The 18158-nt window shown below is 37.9% G+C and carries 17 protein-coding genes and 1 other annotated feature; of the genes, 10 read left to right on the forward strand and 7 right to left on the reverse strand.

Features of this window, described 5'->3' with window-relative positions:
- Positions 1-5: 5 nt before the first annotated feature.
- Both EGS47_RS10410 and EGS47_RS10415 read right to left on the reverse strand, forming a co-directional pair.
- Positions 6-728, reverse strand: coding sequence for a YgfZ/GcvT domain-containing protein (locus EGS47_RS10410; protein WP_005002168.1), 723 nt, complete (start codon positions 726-728; stop codon positions 6-8).
- Between the two features lie 636 nt (positions 729-1364).
- Positions 1365-1559 (reverse strand): hypothetical protein, encoded by a 195-nt coding sequence (locus EGS47_RS10415; RefSeq protein ID WP_005002170.1) that lies wholly within the window; start codon positions 1557-1559, stop codon positions 1365-1367.
- A 531-nt stretch (positions 1560-2090) separates the two neighbouring features.
- Here EGS47_RS10415 and sbmA point away from each other — a divergent pair.
- Positions 2091-3287: a peptide antibiotic transporter SbmA gene (gene sbmA / locus EGS47_RS10420; protein ID WP_005002172.1), complete on the forward strand. Its 1197-nt coding sequence runs from the start codon at positions 2091-2093 to the stop codon at positions 3285-3287.
- A gap of 42 nt (positions 3288-3329) precedes the next feature.
- On the opposite strand, the gene EGS47_RS10425 is transcribed toward sbmA, so the two are convergent.
- Both EGS47_RS10425 and EGS47_RS10430 read right to left on the reverse strand, forming a co-directional pair.
- Positions 3330-3845 (reverse strand): chromate transporter, encoded by a 516-nt coding sequence (locus EGS47_RS10425; protein WP_171064967.1) that lies wholly within the window; start codon positions 3843-3845, stop codon positions 3330-3332.
- Between the two features lie 2 nt (positions 3846-3847).
- Positions 3848-4417: a chromate transporter gene (locus tag EGS47_RS10430; RefSeq protein WP_416376707.1), complete on the reverse strand. Its 570-nt coding sequence runs from the start codon at positions 4415-4417 to the stop codon at positions 3848-3850.
- 103 nt (positions 4418-4520) lie between these two features.
- On the opposite strand from EGS47_RS10430, the gene EGS47_RS10435 reads away from it, so the two are divergent.
- Together EGS47_RS10435 and EGS47_RS10440 are read left to right on the forward strand one after the other, a co-directional pair.
- Positions 4521-5420: a LysR family transcriptional regulator gene (locus EGS47_RS10435; RefSeq protein ID WP_005002184.1), complete on the forward strand. Its 900-nt coding sequence runs from the start codon at positions 4521-4523 to the stop codon at positions 5418-5420.
- Between the two features lie 353 nt (positions 5421-5773).
- On the forward strand, positions 5774-6778 hold the full coding sequence (locus tag EGS47_RS10440) for a hypothetical protein (protein WP_005002186.1): 1005 nt from the start codon (positions 5774-5776) through the stop codon (positions 6776-6778).
- Between the two features lie 95 nt (positions 6779-6873).
- Here the strand turns inward: EGS47_RS10440 and EGS47_RS10445 are convergent, their stop codons facing one another.
- Positions 6874-7452 (reverse strand): DJ-1/PfpI family protein, encoded by a 579-nt coding sequence (locus EGS47_RS10445; RefSeq protein ID WP_005002188.1) that lies wholly within the window; start codon positions 7450-7452, stop codon positions 6874-6876.
- 293 nt (positions 7453-7745) lie between these two features.
- Here EGS47_RS10445 and EGS47_RS10450 point away from each other — a divergent pair, with 293 nt between their 5' ends.
- From EGS47_RS10450 to EGS47_RS10485, 7 genes are all read left to right on the forward strand, one after another.
- On the forward strand, positions 7746-8465 hold the full coding sequence (locus EGS47_RS10450) for a hypothetical protein (RefSeq protein WP_227546610.1): 720 nt from the start codon (positions 7746-7748) through the stop codon (positions 8463-8465).
- Positions 8466-8545: 80 nt separating this feature from the next.
- Positions 8546-9025 carry a hypothetical protein gene (locus tag EGS47_RS10455; protein WP_125269611.1) on the forward strand — a complete coding sequence of 160 codons (480 nt, stop codon included), beginning with the start codon at positions 8546-8548 and terminating at the stop codon, positions 9023-9025.
- A gap of 112 nt (positions 9026-9137) precedes the next feature.
- A protein-coding gene (locus EGS47_RS10465) for an IS3 family transposase (protein ID WP_125269079.1) occupies positions 9138-10357 on the forward strand; the annotation gives its coding sequence in 2 pieces (ribosomal slippage) (positions 9138-9414 and positions 9414-10357; 1221 coding nt in all).
- Positions 9413-9529, forward strand: a sequence feature (AL1L pseudoknot). It overlaps the preceding gene by 117 nt.
- Before the next feature lie 41 nt (positions 10358-10398).
- A complete protein-coding gene (locus tag EGS47_RS10470) occupies positions 10399-11268 on the forward strand; it encodes an IS982 family transposase (RefSeq protein WP_005001054.1) in 870 nt (289 codons plus the stop codon).
- 125 nt (positions 11269-11393) lie between these two features.
- Positions 11394-12263 (forward strand): IS982 family transposase, encoded by an 870-nt coding sequence (locus EGS47_RS10475; protein ID WP_005001054.1) that lies wholly within the window; start codon positions 11394-11396, stop codon positions 12261-12263.
- A gap of 285 nt (positions 12264-12548) precedes the next feature.
- Positions 12549-14180: an AAA family ATPase gene (locus EGS47_RS10480; RefSeq protein WP_005002195.1), complete on the forward strand. Its 1632-nt coding sequence runs from the start codon at positions 12549-12551 to the stop codon at positions 14178-14180.
- Positions 14180-15112 (forward strand): HNH endonuclease, encoded by a 933-nt coding sequence (locus EGS47_RS10485; RefSeq protein ID WP_005002197.1) that lies wholly within the window; start codon positions 14180-14182, stop codon positions 15110-15112. The genes EGS47_RS10480 and EGS47_RS10485 overlap by 1 nt, the downstream gene beginning before the upstream one ends.
- Before the next feature lie 29 nt (positions 15113-15141).
- On the opposite strand, the gene gatB is transcribed toward EGS47_RS10485, so the two are convergent.
- Together gatB and gatA are read right to left on the reverse strand one after the other, a co-directional pair.
- A complete protein-coding gene (gene gatB / locus EGS47_RS10490; RefSeq protein WP_125269612.1) occupies positions 15142-16611 on the reverse strand; it encodes an Asp-tRNA(Asn)/Glu-tRNA(Gln) amidotransferase subunit GatB in 1470 nt (489 codons plus the stop codon).
- The gene (gene gatA, locus EGS47_RS10495) at positions 16611-18089 is read right to left on the reverse strand and encodes an Asp-tRNA(Asn)/Glu-tRNA(Gln) amidotransferase subunit GatA (RefSeq protein ID WP_125269613.1); all 1479 of its coding nucleotides are present in this window, start codon (positions 18087-18089) and stop codon (positions 16611-16613) included. Before gatA ends, gatB begins: the two co-directional genes overlap by 1 nt.
- Between the last annotated feature and the right edge of the window lie 69 nt (positions 18090-18158).

The raw sequence follows: 18158 nt of genomic DNA on the forward strand, positions 1-18158 counted from the left end.
GTAAGTTATTGCGGTCTGGCCACATCACCACTTAAATATTCGGGTAAATCCAAAATGGTTAAGCTCAACTCTTCAAGCGCAGCAGGTTTGGCTACGACCAAGGCTTTGTAGCCACCTTCAACCGCAATACTATTGACCACTTCAACATCGTTACTTAATTTTGTTGCGGGTGCAGGCACTTCACCATTGCCAAGTACCAAATGTAACCAATGTTTTGGTTTAGCTTTAAACCATAAACGCGCGATAATTTCCTGACCTAGATAACACCCTTTATCGTAATGAACGCCTTCGCGTTGATGTAAGCGTAATTCCTGCGGCTGAAACTCATGCTCAGTGCTCTGAGCAATCCAAGCCTGACCGGCTTCGATGGCATGTAGTTGCCAAGCATTAATATCTGATTCTGTACTTGAAAATTCACTGCTTTTCTCGCCCAGTGCTGGAAATACAGGACCTGCATCCTCTAGTTTCATCTTAGAAAAAGCGCCGTATTTGCGAATATGTTTGGCAAATTCCTCGCTCTGATCCTGCGTGGTGACAATTTGAAAGCTTTCGGAAGACTGTTTGTTTAACCATAAGCCAAAATGGATGCGACCTTTTAAATCACAAATTGCGGTATAACGGGTCGTATTTTCAGATAAAGCTTCAACATTAATCGTAACTTGACCCTGCAAAAATTTTTGTGCATCAACACCATGTAGTGAAAATGAAGCGAAAGCTAAATTGCTCATAAGCGAATCTTCAACCCATCATTTATTCCCAAAAGTGGGGTCTATTTTGCGCCATTTCTTAAAAAAAATCAGCTTTATTACATTAAGCCTGAAGCATTTGATCAAGGCAAAGTTAATACCCTGCATAAGTTTGCTCAAACGTTTATTCCACCTTAGATAAAGCCAAATAAACGATTAATAGTATAAAGAGCTAGATGTAAAATTAAAAAATTTCGCTATTGAGCATAAAGGCGATGTTAAAAATCTGAAAGTAGAAGTATAGAGAGAATTTATTCTAAGAAAACTAATTAATTTGCGATAAATTTTCAATTACGTTTAATAAAGCTAGAAATTCGGAAAACAATCTCTCCGGATTCTCTCTAGACTATTTAGCAAGGTTAGGAACAAAAGTTCCACAGGGGATCGAAAAGAGTAGCATGCACCGAAATGTATCACGTAAGTGTGTACTCACCCAAAAGGTCTCGATTCGGCTTAGGACGCTATAGACCAAAAGTTTATAGGCAAAGGTTATGACTTACAAAGTCATGAGTGTTGAAGTAAACCATCCGTGTTTTCCCCTTAACCCAAAAATTAAATCTCCCTGATCTCAGATCAGTCAATACAGCACCAAACATCAAAATGATATAGAGAACACCATTATAATGGGTGCCAAGTTTTACCTTCCTCATCTAAAGCAATCGTAAACGAAAAGCCTTCATCATCAGAAACCAGTAAAGAGGTTGGTGTTGGCATCATGACTTTAAGCACGGTTCCTTTTTCGAAAACTTTAGGTGTAAAATTTTCTTTATGTAAAGTAATCGTTTCGATAAGTTCGATAGCTTTTAGATCCATAAAAATTTACTCCCGTTTGAAGTGCATATATTTTATATATTGTATATCAAACTTAGTCCATTTATGAGACATATCTGACAAACAAAACGCCTATCAAAAATTCTATTTAAAATTTATATTTATATTTTTTAAATAGATATAATGTTATCGGGTTGATTTTAATAAACTTGGATCAGACATGTTTATTTTGCTCACTGGTCAAAATTACACATTTAATACGTTCGCTTTCACGCAATGAATCTCTTGAAATTACCAGTTTCTTTATATCTTTAAGTCAATTTAAATCATCTATTAAAGTAACTTTAAAAAAGCAAAAAACGGATATCGGCATTTAAGAAAGCTGAGCTTGGCTGAAGTCTAAAAAATGAAAGCAACTATCAATGTATGGGACTTGTATCGTCCATACAAAAAGCGCTATATAGAGCTGTACATAAATAACAAAGAACAGACAGTTATTTAGGCGGAATTTAAGATTTACATCTTAATTTCTATCCCAACGATAGTGCGCAGAAAAAGGAATATCGCAACTTCATGTTCAAGTCATTTTTTCCAAAACCCAAGTGGTTTTTTTTATCACTCATCTTCTGGTTTATTATTAATATTGTGCTTTGGTATTCAGGCGGCAAAGAGTGGGGCGAATTTTTGGGTTTTCCAAAAGGATATGCCGATGCTGAACTTCCTGTCGGTGTAAGCCGTTTTTGGTCGCCTACTTTTTTATGGTTTTATCTTTGGTTTTTTGTGGCGACGGCCATATTTGCCTTGTTTTGGAAGAAAGTTTCAGATAATCCGTGGCAACGATGGTCAGTTTGGGGTTCCGCTTTTATTTTATTCAATATCTGGTTTGGGGTACAGGTCAGTGTTGCGGTAAATGCTTGGTATGTGCCTTTTTGGGATTTGATTCAAAGCATGCTGACCAATGGCGGTGGAAACATAATGGATTTATATAAAGAAACGATGGTTTTTCTTTATATTGCCATGGTTGGAGTAACGCTTGCGGTGATCAATGCCTTTTTTACCAGCCATTATGTTTTTCGCTGGCGGACGGCAATGAATGATTATTATACGGCAAATTGGGACAAATTAAGGCATGTGGAAGGGGCATCACAGCGTGTGCAGGAAGATACCATGCGTTTTGCTACTATCATGGAAGATTTGGGGGTAGAGCTGATCAAAGCGATGATGACTTTAATCGCGTTTCTTCCACTACTTTTTCAACTCTCAAAATATGTTCCGGTTGTTCCGATCATGGGTGAGCTTAATCATTCATTGGTTTGGGCTGCGATTGTATGGTCATTATTTGGAACCATCTTATTGATGGTGGTGGGGATTAAATTACCGGGCTTACAATTTAATAATCAAAAAGTTGAAGCGGCATATCGTAAAGAATTGGTCTATGGGGAAGATCATGCGGATCGCGCACAACCTGCGACTTTAAAAGAATTATTTAGTCGGGTACGCAAAAACTATTTTCGACTTTATTTTCATTATGCTTATTTTAATTTAACTGCTACATGGTATGGACAACTGGATATTCTTTACAATCTAGTGGTTTTATTTCCGTCGATTGCCGCAGGAAAACTGACTTTAGGTCTGATTAATCAAATAGGCGGAGTATTCGGTAAAGTCCGTGACTCATTTCAATATTTGATTAATTCTTGGAAAACCATCATTGAATTACTCTCCATTCATAAGCGTTTAAAAGCCTTTGAATCAATCTTGGATAAATAAGTTTAAACCCGCAAGCAGCGGGTTTTTTATGCCTGTGCCGATTTAGAGCAGAACAACACCCAAACCTGCACCAAGCAACATGACCCAAAGCGGATGAATTTTTTTAAATAAACCCAAAAGTGCAGTCAAAATTACAATGATGACCAATAAAGAGCTTTGCGCTGAAGCTTGTGCAATCATCCATGCGCTGACAAGTACCAAGCCTACGGTAATTGGCTTTAACGCTTGCTCAAAACGGCTTCTAAAAGGATGATCCTTAAAACGTTGCCAAAATTTGAGTGCATAGATCGTAATCATTGATGACGGGCCAAATTTCGCCAACGAAGTCACCAATAAGCCAGCAGGCCCTGCGACATGCCAGCCAATCAGAGGAACAATCATCATATTTGGCCCCGGTGCAGCCTGTGCCATTGCAAACAATGAGCTAAACTGTTCAGCGCTCATCCAGTGATGAATATTCACCACCTGATGCTGCATTTCGGGAAGAATGGCGTTGCCACCTCCAAAGGCCAAAACCGACAGTTGAGTAAATACTAAGGCTAGAGTCATGAGTACCAAGATCATGATTTTTTTACTCCCAGAATTAAAAAGTTAATGGTGAGTAAAATAAGTAGGGTCAACGCCAGTGGTGGCTTAAATAACAGCATAAAGATAAATGTCAGCGTAATCGTCAGAAGGGTGAGTTTGCTTTTTAATATAGGACGAAGCATTTTGAAGCCTGTGGCGAACAAAAGTCCTGCTGCCGCAGCGGCTAATCCTTGAATAAGATGTCTTACTACCGTTAAGTATTGAAAATGTTCATATACCTGATAGATCATTAAGACGATTACAGTTGGAGCAAAAATCAGTCCTAATACCGAACTGATGGCACCTTTAATGCCTTGAAACTGCATGCCAATTGCCACTGACATATTAATGATATTGCCACCGGGTAATAACTGGCAAATGCCCAGTAAGTTGGTAAATTGGCTTTCATCTAGCCATTTTTGTTGCTCCACAATCATACGATGTGCCAGCGGTAACACGGCACCAAAACCCATCAAACCCAATTTCATAAATCCGCTAAATAAAGCCTTGCAATCAGGAGTTATCGATTGTTCACTCGCTATTGGCATGGCTTGAATCTTCACTGCGTCACCTTTTATCGTCTAAGCTGATAGGCATAGCATGAGCCGATTATGATATATTTACCAATGCTATTTTTGGCATAAAACATACTCAAAAAGTATTGCTATGATTGATATACATAAACTGAATGCTTTTGTTGCTGTGGTTGAAGAAAGTAATATATCTAAAGCTGCGGTTAGGCTGCATATGCAGCAGCCTCCTTTGACCAGATTGATGCAAAGTTTGGAACAGGAACTTGATACCCCGCTCTTAAAACGATTACCACGTGGGGTGGAGGCGACAGAAGCAGGTAAAGTGCTTTATCAAGAGGCGATTACCATTTTAGCTCATGCACAGTCAATCCCCAGACGTGTTCAAAATATTGCTCAGGGCAAAGAGGGACAACTGAATGTGGGGTTTACTCATTCTGTTGGATTGCATCCCTTTTTGCCTACGGTGTTAAGAGCATTTCGTGATCAATTTCCTCAAGTCTCTATTTATCTGGAAGAAGAAAGTAGCAGTGCCTTAATTGATGCGGTCATTAATGAAAAACTGGATATCGTATTTTTACGTAAGCCTGCGCCAATGCAGCGAAAATTGCATAGTCAACATGTATTGAACGAGCCCTTAATGGTGGCTTTACCCAATAATCATCGTTTAGCCCAAACTGATGGCGTGATTCAGTTATCTGACTTGGAACCTTACGAGTTTGTTCTTTATCGGCGTTTAGGCGGGCAGGATTTATTTGATAATATTATGGCAAGTTGTTATCAAGCTGGATTTAGTCCTCACGTGGTACAGGAAGCGCCTCGTTTGACTTCCAGTTTAAACTTGATTGCGGCAGGGATTGGTTTGTCTATTGTGCCTGCATCGATTCAAGATTTCTGGAACAAGCAGATTATTTATAAGGTACTGGAAGCAAAAAAACCATGTATTGCACCGATCTATGCCATCTACCGTGCAGACCAGATGAATATTCGGGTTCAGCATATTTTATCCTTACTTCAGGCTTCGTATGGTAAGTAATAAGGTTTAAGTAAAAGGGTGAAATTAGCCAGCAATTTGATAGAGCTTATGACAGGGCTTAAGTAACTCATCTGTTATGTAGGATTCAAACGATCGAGCATTACGGGTCGCATTAAAGCGAAAAACTTACTACACGATCAAATACATCTATATAAATCGCATCTATCCTGAGTGATACATATTTCATTGTTTATGGGATGAATAGAAAAAAGTTGGCATTTTAGTCCTAATTTTGAATACATCATCAAATTTGGTTTCACTTATATTTTAATGAAAATCAAATCATTAGATTTATTTAGTTATATTTTTTGCTATATTTTAGCGATAAAAAAAAAGGACTGAGAAAAAGTAACGTGAAATCTAAATTATGGCTATGGATTGGGTTGAATGTATTGTTGTTGCACGGATGCGCATCTACACCTAAAAATCATGCTGATTCAATGCAGCTTTTTGCATCTCCTCAGGATTTGATCGACCAAAAACAATTGAATGGTGCAACAGGCATTTCACGTGAATATATCTATGACTGGGGACAACAACAACCCAATATTGAACCAGAATCACTCTATCCACGGAAATATTTAAGTCAATATTGCCATGCCAATGGTGGGAAATTTTCTGTGCTACGTCATAGCAATCTGAGTTTAATTAAAGATCATTCAACTAAAAAAATATTGGCATCTCATCCAAATGTGAAGCAGGGAATAGGAGCCTATCAATGTGATTATGGGACTGAAAAAAGCTGGATTGTTTCGATTGAACCGACTGCACAACGTAAAAATATAGATCAAAATGCAACCAGTATGGTGAGTTTACACACTCGAATAATGACGCTTGAAGAAACGAAAACTTTTTATAGTAAAGCCAATCCTGCTTCTGCTATCTCACCTAAAAAAGGAGTAAGTAACTCGTCTTCGACCAAAAATATGAAGCATCAGTCTGACAAAGAGATTGAAACAAAAAAAGAAGCTGATGTTAAAAAAGAATCAGATGCAAAAAAAGAGACGAAGCCTGTACCCATCGCTCCGATCAAGATGCCAGAAAAAGTGACTGAAACACCTCAATCACAGCAATTAAAATACTATGTCGCTGCACGTAAAGATTTGAGTAAGGGACAAAACCAGATTGTTGCCTGCAATAATGCTGAAAAAGCCTATAGCTATGGCAAGTTGTATAATACCAATGGAAGTAATGTATATGCTGAATCTGGCATATTGGTTGCAAAATGCCTAACCCATGTATCTGCTTATAAGAGCCGCTTTAGCAATCCTAAAGCTCGGGCAGTGGGGATTTTACAAAATCTAGCGACTAATCAAAATCATGCAGGCGCCCAAAATATGTTGAAACAAATTCAATAGTTTTCAGAGAATTAAGATATTTCGTTTGAGCTTGTTGTATTGCCATATGTCAAACTCAAACGAAAAAGCGATATTAAATAATACTCATCGCTGTTCTACAGGGTAATTTGAGCTCCAAGTACTTTGACAAACTGAGAAAGCCATGCAGGATGTGCAGGCCAAGCAGGGGCAGTGACGAAATGTCCATCGGTGACGGCTTCTGTGACCGCAATATCTGCATACTGACCACCCGCCAATTTTACTTCGGCTGCACATGCAGGATAAGCCGAACATAAACGACCACGAATTACATCTGCTGCGGCCAATAACTGAGCACCATGACAAACAGCAGCAATCGGTTTTTGTGCGCTGTCAAATTCACGGACAATGGCGACCACACGTTCATTCATGCGTAAATATTCTGGCGCGCGCCCACCAGGGATCACAAGCCCAACATAATCTTGCGTATTAACGGCATTAAAATCATAATTAATGGCAAAATTATGACCACGCTTTTCACTATAGGTTTGATCGCCCTCAAAATCATGAATGGCGGTTGCAATCTGATCACCCGCCTTCTTTTCAGGACAAACCGCATGTACGGTATATCCTAAGCCGGTCAGAAATTGAAAAGGAACCATTGTTTCATAATCTTCAGCATAGTCACCGACCAACATTAAAATTTGTTTGGACATGCGTTAATCCTCTTTTGTTGTGTTTATTGCCAAGAAAAAAAGCATAAAAATTGATCTCAAGCGTGTATCAACCATAGCATAACCGCCTTGATGCTTTAAGTTATTCCTCTTGTCTCTTTAGTCGAATGTGATTAAGTTATTTTGCATTGCTAAAGTTGCTAAATAAAGTCATGAAGATAATATGACTGAACGTTAATTAAATCTTGCGTCAAGAAAATGTGAACCAAAAGAGTGTATAAAATATGAATCATAATAATAAAACTTCCAGACAATGTATTTGGGCAATATTGCTAATGGCTATCACGATTACAGCCTCAGCAGCTCCATTAAATATTCTTGAATTTAAGAAAAATCAGTTAACTACAGTTGAGCAAACGCAAATTTGTACACTACTAAAATCATTTTGTGATCAGACGGAACGATTACGGAGTCTTAAAGCACCCGATCACAAGTTGTGGTTGCTTAAAAATGACCGCATTGCCGTCTTTCATCCATCTCAATCAGGTTTGAAGCTAGATGGTCAATGGCAACTTCCTTTTGCTGTAGAAGATACAAATGATGATGACTCATCCTTTATATTTCCTAAGCTTTTTCCAATGACACCAACGCGTTATGCCGTTGCGGTGATTGCACCCTTTTTAGAGATGTATTCAGGTGGAGGTGCGAGCATTGAGCGCGCTAGTTTTTATGAATTGCTTGAGCAGGGAAAAACACAACGCTTTATAACAGATTATCCCTTTAGTTTTACTCGAATGATTCGCGCTTGTTTCTCAGAACAGGATTATGAACAGGCTAAAGATCGATGTCATGATGAAGATGGTTTAAGTCTGGATATTCGCCCACTTAAACCGATGCTGTGGCAGTTCCGCTATCATTACCATCTAGAGGTATCTCCTGTGTCTGATTCGGGTGAAAAATCTTATAAAGGCAGTCGCAACCTGAATATTGATTTAAATCAAGCTCCAAAGCAGCCCAATATTCCTGATGATTGGAATTATGCAGGGCAAGGATAAGCGCATATTTACAGCCAAGTTACAGATGTACCGAATCTAACTGTGATAGAAATAGGGAATTGTTGATTGGAGTTAGATGAATGTCTCGCTTATATACTGTGATTCGCCGCAAATATTCAATTCTTGGAACTTCACTTGTTCTGTTAAGTAGTTTGGGTGGGACTCAAATCGCGAGTGCTGGCCCCGCTGTCGATCAATTGAGTGATTGTCTGGTCAAATCGACGACTGCTACAGATAAGACTACAGTATTGCAATGGACCTATGCAGCATTATCGGTACATCCAGATTTAAAAGCGTTTAGTAATATTACACCTACACAAAAAGATCAACTTGATCAGAAACTTGCTCAAGTTTTACAGCGTGTGATTGTGGAACAATGTTCGACACAAACCAAAGCCGTGATTCAGGCTGAAGGAATTCAAGCCGTTGGACAGGCTTTCCAACAGTTAGGGCAGAGTGCAGGGCAGGATATTGTTAAAGACCCTGCGGTCAGACAGCAGTTGCAAGGTACCTTGCGTTATATTGATTTAACCCGAATCGCGGATAAGCAATTGACTTGAAAAATAAGGGGACTAGAGCCATCAGTTGAGTTACCACACCAAACCTAAAGCTCTAGCCCTGATGAACCGTACCGGGTTTGTCGGAGGGTCAATATTCTGAGAGACTATTCCGATGAAAAAACCAAACTATACCCCCGAAATTAGAGAAAGAGCGGTTCAATTACTAATTGAATCTGAAAAAGATTATCCTTCTACTTGGGCAGCAATCACAGCTATTGCACCTAAGATTGGTTGTACTCCTGAAACATTGCGTGTTTGGTATTTAAAGCATATGGATCAACTAAATCCTGCCAAAGTACAACAGATATCTGACCAAGAAAAAATGAAGCAAATGGAACGTGAAATTAAAGAATTAAAACGTGCCAATGAAATTCTACGTAAAGCAGCCGCTTTTTTCGCCCAGGCGGAGCTCGACCGCCCACACAAATAATGGTGGATTTTATCCATAACAATAAAGATCGATATGGTGTTGAAGCGATTTGTAGAATTTTACCGATTGCAGCTTCGACCTATTATCGGGCTTTAGATCTCGTTGATAACCCAGAACATCGAGCGAAACGTGCTCAGCATGATTTACATCATGCAGAACAAATCAAACGTATTTGGAAAGAAAGTTCAGGTCGATATGGTGTACGTAAAGTCTGGCAAAAATTGAAACGTGAAGGCTATGTTATTGCACGTTGTACAGTTGCTCGATTGATGCAGAAGCTAGATATACAAGGTGTTTGGCGTGGTAAGAACAAACAAACTACCCGCAGCCGAGATGATCAAAAACGAGCAGATGATTTAGTGAAACGGAATTTTAGTGCTGATCGACCTGACCAATTATGGGTCAGTGACTTTACGTATATTCAAACCAATTCTGGCTGGGTCTACACTGCATTTATTATTGATGTGTTCTCGCGAGCAATTGTTGGATGGAAAGTATCTACACGGATGAATACAGATATGGTGCTCGATGCATTGGAGCAAGCATTGCACGATCGAGGCATGCCAAAGAATGTAATTCATCATTCCGATAGAGGTGTTCAATATCTTTCTATTCGCTATACCAATCGTTTAGAAGCAGCAAATTTACGAGCATCAGTCGGTACGACAGGTGATTCATACGATAATGCTTTGGCTGAAACGGTGAATGGCTTATACAAAACAGAGGTGATTGAATATTTAAAAGCAGATTGGCAAGGTTTAGCGGATGTACAACTTGCGACATTAAATTGGGTAGATTGGTTCAACAAAAAGCGTGTACACAGTGCACTGGGTTATGTATCGCCTTTTGAGTTTGAAGCAATGTACTATGATAAGATTAATCCGTTAGGTCAGGTGGCCTAACTTAAATAAAAAAGTCTCCGACAAACCCGGTACGGTTCATGATGTTCAATAGTACCGAATTATTCTGCATCATTGATGATTTCTTTCTTAAATTTGAAGCAACTTATTGGAAGTTTCTCAAACAAAGTCGTCGCTCTGTAAGAATTCGACCAGCCCAGCTGAGTCTCTCAGAAATACATTTTATCGCCATTTGGTATAAGTGTTCTCATTTCAACAATTTCAAAGCTTTCTTTTCATGGTTGAAGCAGGATAAAAATCATTTATTTAAACGCTTACCCTGTTACCAAAGGATGATTCACCTGATCAATATGCATCAATTAGCTCTACATGCTTTACATGTCGCTTTGATGAAAGGTGAATACAAACAATATTTATGGATTGATTCAACGACTCTGCCTGTCTGTAAAAATCAGCGTATTCAGCGTCATAAATCATTAGCCAAGATTGCATCTCGCGGTAAAAGTTCAATGGGATGGTTTTATGGCTGTAAGTTACATATCGTGATGAATCAATTCGGTGAGATCGTTAGCTCAGGCTTATCTAATGGGCATGTTGCTGACATAAAAATGGTTGAACAATTGGTTGAAGGCTTAGACGCAAAGCTTTATGCGGATCGTGGCTATATCAGTCAAAATTTAAAAAGCAGGTTAAAAGATCAAGGGGTTGATTTGATTACTTACCATAGAAAGAACATGCAGGCTATTCAACTCTGTTCATCAGATAAATATCATTTAAAACAACGCAATAAGATAGAAACGTTATTCAGCTTATTGAAAGGACAATACAATTTAGTGACGAGTAAAGCACGTAGTATTCATGGATTTCTTAGCGGAATTTATGCATCGTTATGTGCATATCAATTAACTCATCGGAATAAGCCAACAATTCAAGTTATGGAATCATTAGCTTAAGCAGGATTCGGGTTAATTTAGATAAATTTAGATAACCCGAATCGCGGATAAGCAATTGACTTGAAAAATAAGGGGACTAGAGCCATCAGTTGAGTTACCACACCAAACCTAAAGCTCTAGCCCTGATGTTCAATAGTACCGAATTATTCTGCATCATTGATGATTTCTTTCTTAAATTTGAAGCAACTTATTGGAAGTTTCTCAAACAAAGTCGTCGCTCTGTAAGAATTCGACCAGCCCAGCTGAGTCTCTCAGAAATACATTTTATCGCCATTTGGTATAAGTGTTCTCATTTCAACAATTTCAAAGCTTTCTTTTCATGGTTGAAGCAGGATAAAAATCATTTATTTAAACGCTTACCCTGTTACCAAAGGATGATTCACCTGATCAATATGCATCAATTAGCTCTACATGCTTTACATGTCGCTTTGATGAAAGGTGAATACAAACAATATTTATGGATTGATTCAACGACTCTGCCTGTCTGTAAAAATCAGCGTATTCAGCGTCATAAATCATTAGCCAAGATTGCATCTCGCGGTAAAAGTTCAATGGGATGGTTTTATGGCTGTAAGTTACATATCGTGATGAATCAATTCGGTGAGATCGTTAGCTCAGGCTTATCTAATGGGCATGTTGCTGACATAAAAATGGTTGAACAATTGGTTGAAGGCTTAGACGCAAAGCTTTATGCGGATCGTGGCTATATCAGTCAAAATTTAAAAAGCAGGTTAAAAGATCAAGGGGTTGATTTGATTACTTACCATAGAAAGAACATGCAGGCTATTCAACTCTGTTCATCAGATAAATATCATTTAAAACAACGCAATAAGATAGAAACGTTATTCAGCTTATTGAAAGGACAATACAATTTAGTGACGAGTAAAGCACGTAGTATTCATGGATTTCTTAGCGGAATTTATGCATCGTTATGTGCATATCAATTAACTCATCGGAATAAGCCAACAATTCAAGTTATGGAATCATTAGCTTAAGCAGGATTCGGGTTGATTTAAATAAATTGGTTACGACTTTCTTAACGCCTGATATTTGGAATAAGTTGGGTGTGTTAAGAGGGCAGTGATAAGCCTAATACTCTTTTAAGTTATGAGTGTTGTAAGAGAAGTCATTACTGACATACTAAGGTGTGTTAGTAATGATGATTAATTATAATAAGCTGTAAATAGTTATAAAATTAAAATTTTTAATATTGTAAAGTTTTATTTTTTTATGCATTGTGAGAAAATTGTAAAGACTTTAACTTTAATAAGAAAGTAAGTATGAATTTTTATATTATTGGGAATCGTGATCAAGATAGTTTAAGTACTAGGTTGGCTCCATATTTTCTTCTTAAAGAAGATATGTGGAATGATTATGATTATAGGACTCAATTTTATGTAAGCTTTATTGATGAAAAATATGTTAAGCATGATTTTGGTTTCTTGAAAATTGCTTTTGATGATGATTGGAAAAATAAGTTAAATAAAGATGAGCCCTTGAATTATGTTAAATTTATTCCTAGAAAATTTACAAAATTAGAAAGAGGGTTTTATAGTATTGGTGATGTTTATTTTTATAAAAAGCTAAATGAGTTTTTTGATGTTGAAAAGGTTAAGTTTATTCTTAATTCATTAAGTGACTTAGCTGTAAACTTAAGTACATTGGATGAGGCTTTAAGTAAGAATTTGAGTGTTATCAGAATTTCTTTAATGAGAGATTATAAGGAGGATGAAGTTAGGAATAAAATTAATAGAATGGCGAATGGAGGGGTTGAGCTAACTCCATATTACTTTTATTTTAACTATTTTATTAATGATGATGAAAGTAGGAAGCTGGATTTTAGGGTTAAACCAAACTCTCTTCCCCCTACTAATATTCATATTATAATTGGCGGTAATGGTGTTGGTAAAACAACTTTTTTAAATAATATATTAAGAGAGTACTTTGAAGGGGGTATTGATTATTCTTTAACACATGGTTCTAATGTAAACTTGTTGCAAAATCTAGTGGTGGTTTCATATAGTCCATTTGATAGACTATTTCAAGGGGTTGATTTAGATGCTGTTAATGCAAGTAAATATTCATATATTGGATTGAGAGAAGATCCAACAGTACATAGGACAGAAAATTATAAGAATATATCTAGTACGAATAAAGATTTTATAATTTCTATATTCAAATGTAAATTCTCAGAAATATTAAGAAAGAAATGGTTGAAATTAATTGAAATTCTTGAGATTGATGGCTATTTTGCAAATAGAAATTTATCTAAGCTAATGGATAGTGTTAATATTTCCATCTTGCGAGATAAAGATATAAATGTTAACGATTTAAGCGAATCTCAAGAGAAGGAAATTTTAGAAAAAAATAAAAAATTGATTGAGAGATTTAATGATTTTAGTAGTGGGCATAAAATTATTTTACTTAGTTTAACAAAGTTGGTGGTGGACGTTGTTGAGAAATCTTTAGTTATTTATGATGAGCCAGAAACATATTTACATCCTCCTTTAATTTCTGCATACATTCGTGCATTGTCATGGTTGATGATTGAAAGAAATGCTGTGGCTGTTATTGCTACACATTCTCCTGTGATCTTACAAGAGGTTCCAAGAAAGTCAGTATGGGTTATTTCAAGAGAAGGTGATGAGTTTGGAGCTGATCGTCCTCCGATTGAAACATTTGGTGAAAGTGTTAGTACTTTAACTAAAGAGGTTTTTAACCTAAAAAGTAAGAAAAGTGGTTTCTATACATTACTTGAAGATACTGCAAAAAGAATCTTTGATGAAAATTCAAGTTTAAGCTTAAATAAGCTTTATGATTTAGTAGTAGAAAAATTTAATGGTGAAGTGGGAGATGAGGCTCAAAGTATAATAATCTCAATCATTAATAAAATGAAAAAAGAGAATGACTGATGTTTAAGAAACCATTGCCTGATTTTACTATTGAAGATACCTATCCTATATGTATTAACTTCATTGATAATGATAGTGTTAAAACTTATATGGTTAATATGCAAGACCACGTTTATGCTCAAAGTGAAAAATACTTAGAATTGATTCGTCAGTCTAAATTGGAGGAATTAGATATACCAGCTATATTTAATATACCTATTGATGCTGATGGTAAAAAAAGTAAAACTCATGAAAATAATTGGTTTGTGAAGCTTTATAAGTATTATTTTAGTAAGAATGATATAAAGTATACAAAGATTAATCAATTTTATAATCGAATAAAATTGGATGGTTTTACTAGTAGTAAAAGTAAAAGATGTTGTTATTGTAATAATCATAAAATAGAAGTTGTAGATCATTTTTTACCCGAGAGTAAGTATATTTTTTTGGCAGTTAATCCCATTAATCTAGTTCCTTCATGTGAGGAATGTAATGATAATAAACATGCTTATAGCCCTGATTCTTCAAAACCTGTTTTAGTACATCCATATTTTGATGACATTGATCATATAAGTTGGTTAGATGTGAGGTTGAGTGAAAGAGTAAAAGATGAGGCTGAAAATAAATATATTTATTCCTTTGAGTATTTTGTTAAAAAATTGGATCAATGTCCTATAAGCGTTGAAAGAATTGAAAAAACTTTCATGCAGCTTAAGATTAATAATAATATAACTTTTGATGCGCAGAATTTCTTTAATACAGAATTAATTTATGACTTAAGTGATCCAAGTGAGCTTGGTAATATAAGTAGTGTTGATCTGGCATTGCATTTTAAGAAAAAATCTGAAAGGTTAATTATACAAGGTTATGGTGTTAATCATTGGAAAGTTGTTTTATATGAAATGCTATCAACATTTGTTGATTTTTCATATTTTAAAGAAAACCCGCTCTAAAGCGGGTTTTATTTTGAAATTAGATTAGTTTAACTAATCAATTTCTTCATTAATTCATTTACTTGGGCTGGGTTGGCTTTACCTTTTGCAGCTTTCATGACTTGACCAACAAGACCGTTAAAGGCTTTTTCCTTACCAGACTTGTACTCTTCAACCATTTTTTCATTGGCTGCAAGCACGTCTTTGATAATTGCTTCAATCGCACCCGTATCGGTTTCTTGCTTTAAGCCTTTCTCAGCAATGATTTCGTCGGCAGATTTACCCTCTGCTTCCCACATAAAGCCAAACACTTGCTTCGCGATTTTGCCGTTAATGGTGTTATCCACAATACGCGCAATCATGCCGCCCAATTGCTCAGCGGATACAGGCGATTCAGCTAATTCTAGACCTGCTTTGTTTAAAGCGCCTGAGAATTCACCCATCACCCAGTTTGCCGCAATTTTTCCTTGTGCAGCACCGCCAGAAGCAGCCACAACCGCTTCATAGAAATCGGCCATTTCACGGGACAGTGTGAGCACATGCGCATCATATTCTGTTACAGCAAAATCAGCGATAAAGCGAGCACGACGAGCCGCAGGCAGTTCTGGCATGGTGGATTTGATTGCTTCAATTTGCTCATCAGCAATGATCACAGGCAACAAATCTGGATCTGGGAAGTAGCGATAGTCGTTCGCTTCTTCCTTTGAACGCATGGAGCGGGTTTCCATTTTGTTTGGATCAAACAAACGGGTTTCCTGATCAATCGAACCACCGTATTCCAAAATTTCCATTTGGCGTTCAATTTCAACATTGATCGCCTGCTCGATAAAGCGGAAGGAGTTGAGGTTTTTCAATTCACAACGGGTTCCAAATGGCTGACCCGGGCGACGCAGTGACACATTACAGTCCGCACGGAACGAGCCTTCTGCCATGTTGCCGTCAGAAATACCCAGCCAGCGAACCAAAGTATGAATCGATTTGATATAGGCAACGGCTTCTTCGACTGAACGCATATCGGGTTCAGATACGATTTCAAGTAAAGGTGTACCCGCACGGTTTAAATCAATTCCCGACTGACCTTCAAATTGGTCATGAATGGATTTGCCTGCATCTTCTTCAAGATGCGCACGGGTCACGCCAATACGCTTAACTTCACCATCTTCAAGCTGAATGTCGATATGACCCAAACCCACAATTGGATTATCCATCTGGCTGATCTGATAGCCTTTTGGCGAGTCTGGGTAGAAATAATTTTTACGCGCAAACACCGATGCTTTGTCGATATAAGCATCGATGCCCAAACCAAAACGAATGGCAAGATTCACCACTTCTGCATTTAGCACTGGCAGCACGCCCGGCATAGCCAAATCGACAAGACTCGCTTGTGTATTTGGGTCTTGACCAAATTCAGTCGATGAACCTGAGAAAATTTTAGATTGGGTGGCAAGTTGCGTGTGAATCTCAATTCCAATTACCACTTCCCAACCATCAATCAACTTTAACTTTTGAGCTTCAGCCATTATGCATTCTCCTCAGCAATTGCCGCACGTTGGGTGTGGAAGTGGGTGTCTTGTTGATATTGATGCACAATCGAAAGCAATTGTGATTCGGACCAATAGTTACCAATCAACTGTAAGCCGACAGGCAGATTTTGACTGTCCAAGCCGACAGGCGCATTGATTGCAGGTAAACCTGCCAAGTTCACGGCAAGGGTATAGATATCGCCCAAATACATTTCAACAGGCGTTAAATCTGCTCCAATTTTATAGGCAGTCGTTGGAGCGGATGGTGCTGCAATCACATCAACAGTTTCAAAGGCTTTTAAGAAATCTTGTTGGATCAAACGACGTACTTTTTGAGCTTTTACATAATAAGCATCGTAGTATCCTGCTGATAACGCATAGGTTCCAATCAAAATACGACGTTGCACTTCCGCACCAAAACCTTCAGAACGTGAGCGCTTATATAAGTCCATCAAATCGACTGGATTTTCACAGCGGTAACCATAACGTACACCGTCATAACGCGATAAGTTAGACGAAGCTTCCGCAGGCGCGATCAAGTAATAGGTAGGGACGTAGCTTTCTGTCATGTTGAGATCAATCTCAACCAGAATCGCACCCATTTCCTCTAATTTTTTCAATGATTCTTCAACGCGTGCTTTTACATCAGCATCTAGACCTGCCACATTGAAATATTGCTTTGGAATACCAATGCGTAAGCCTTTTAGCGATGTCGCATTCAAGTTGGCAACGTAGTCATCTACATCTTTCTCGACCGATGTGGAATCTTTGGCATCATGACCTGCGATCACATTCATCAAATAAGCACAGTCTTCTGCTGAACGTGCCATTGGGCCGCCTTGATCCAGTGATGATGCGTAGGCGATCATGCCAAAGCGAGACACACGACCATAGGTTGGTTTTAAGCCCGTTAAGCCACAGAATGATGCAGGCTGACGAATGGAACCACCTGTATCTGTACCTGTCGCAAAAGGCGCCAGATCAGCCGCGACCGCAGCAGCAGATCCGCCAGATGAGCCACCAGGAACACGATCCAGTGCCCACGGGTTTTTGGTCGCACCAAAATATGAACTTTCTGAGGTTGAGCCCATAGCGAACTCATCCATATTCACTTTACCTAAAGTGACCAAGCCTGCTGCTTTGGCTTTAGCGACCACGGTGGCGTCATAAGGGGAGATAAAATTGTCTAGCATTTTTGAACCCGCAGTGGTTTTAATACCTTGGGTACAAAAAATATCTTTGTGTGCTAACGGTATGCCCGTCAATACTGTGGCATTGCCAGCTTTTAATGCTATATCTGCTGCATCTGCTTCAGCCAGTGCTTGTTCAGGTGTAACAGTCACATAACTTTGAATCTTTGTGTCAAGCTTGGCAATACGATCCAGATAATGTTGAGTCAATTCGCGTGAGGAAAATTTCGTTTGGCTTAAACCTTCGGAAAGTTCACGAATAGATAAGCGATGTAAATCTGTCATAAGTAAAAATTCTATATCGTCAAATTCTAAAATTTAGGGAGATAAATCACCAAGGATTTATCTGTTTTT

It is taken from the genome of Acinetobacter sp. FDAARGOS_515 (assembly GCF_003938865.1).
In the GTDB taxonomy this organism is placed as follows: Bacteria; Pseudomonadota; Gammaproteobacteria; order Pseudomonadales; family Moraxellaceae; genus Acinetobacter; species Acinetobacter ursingii.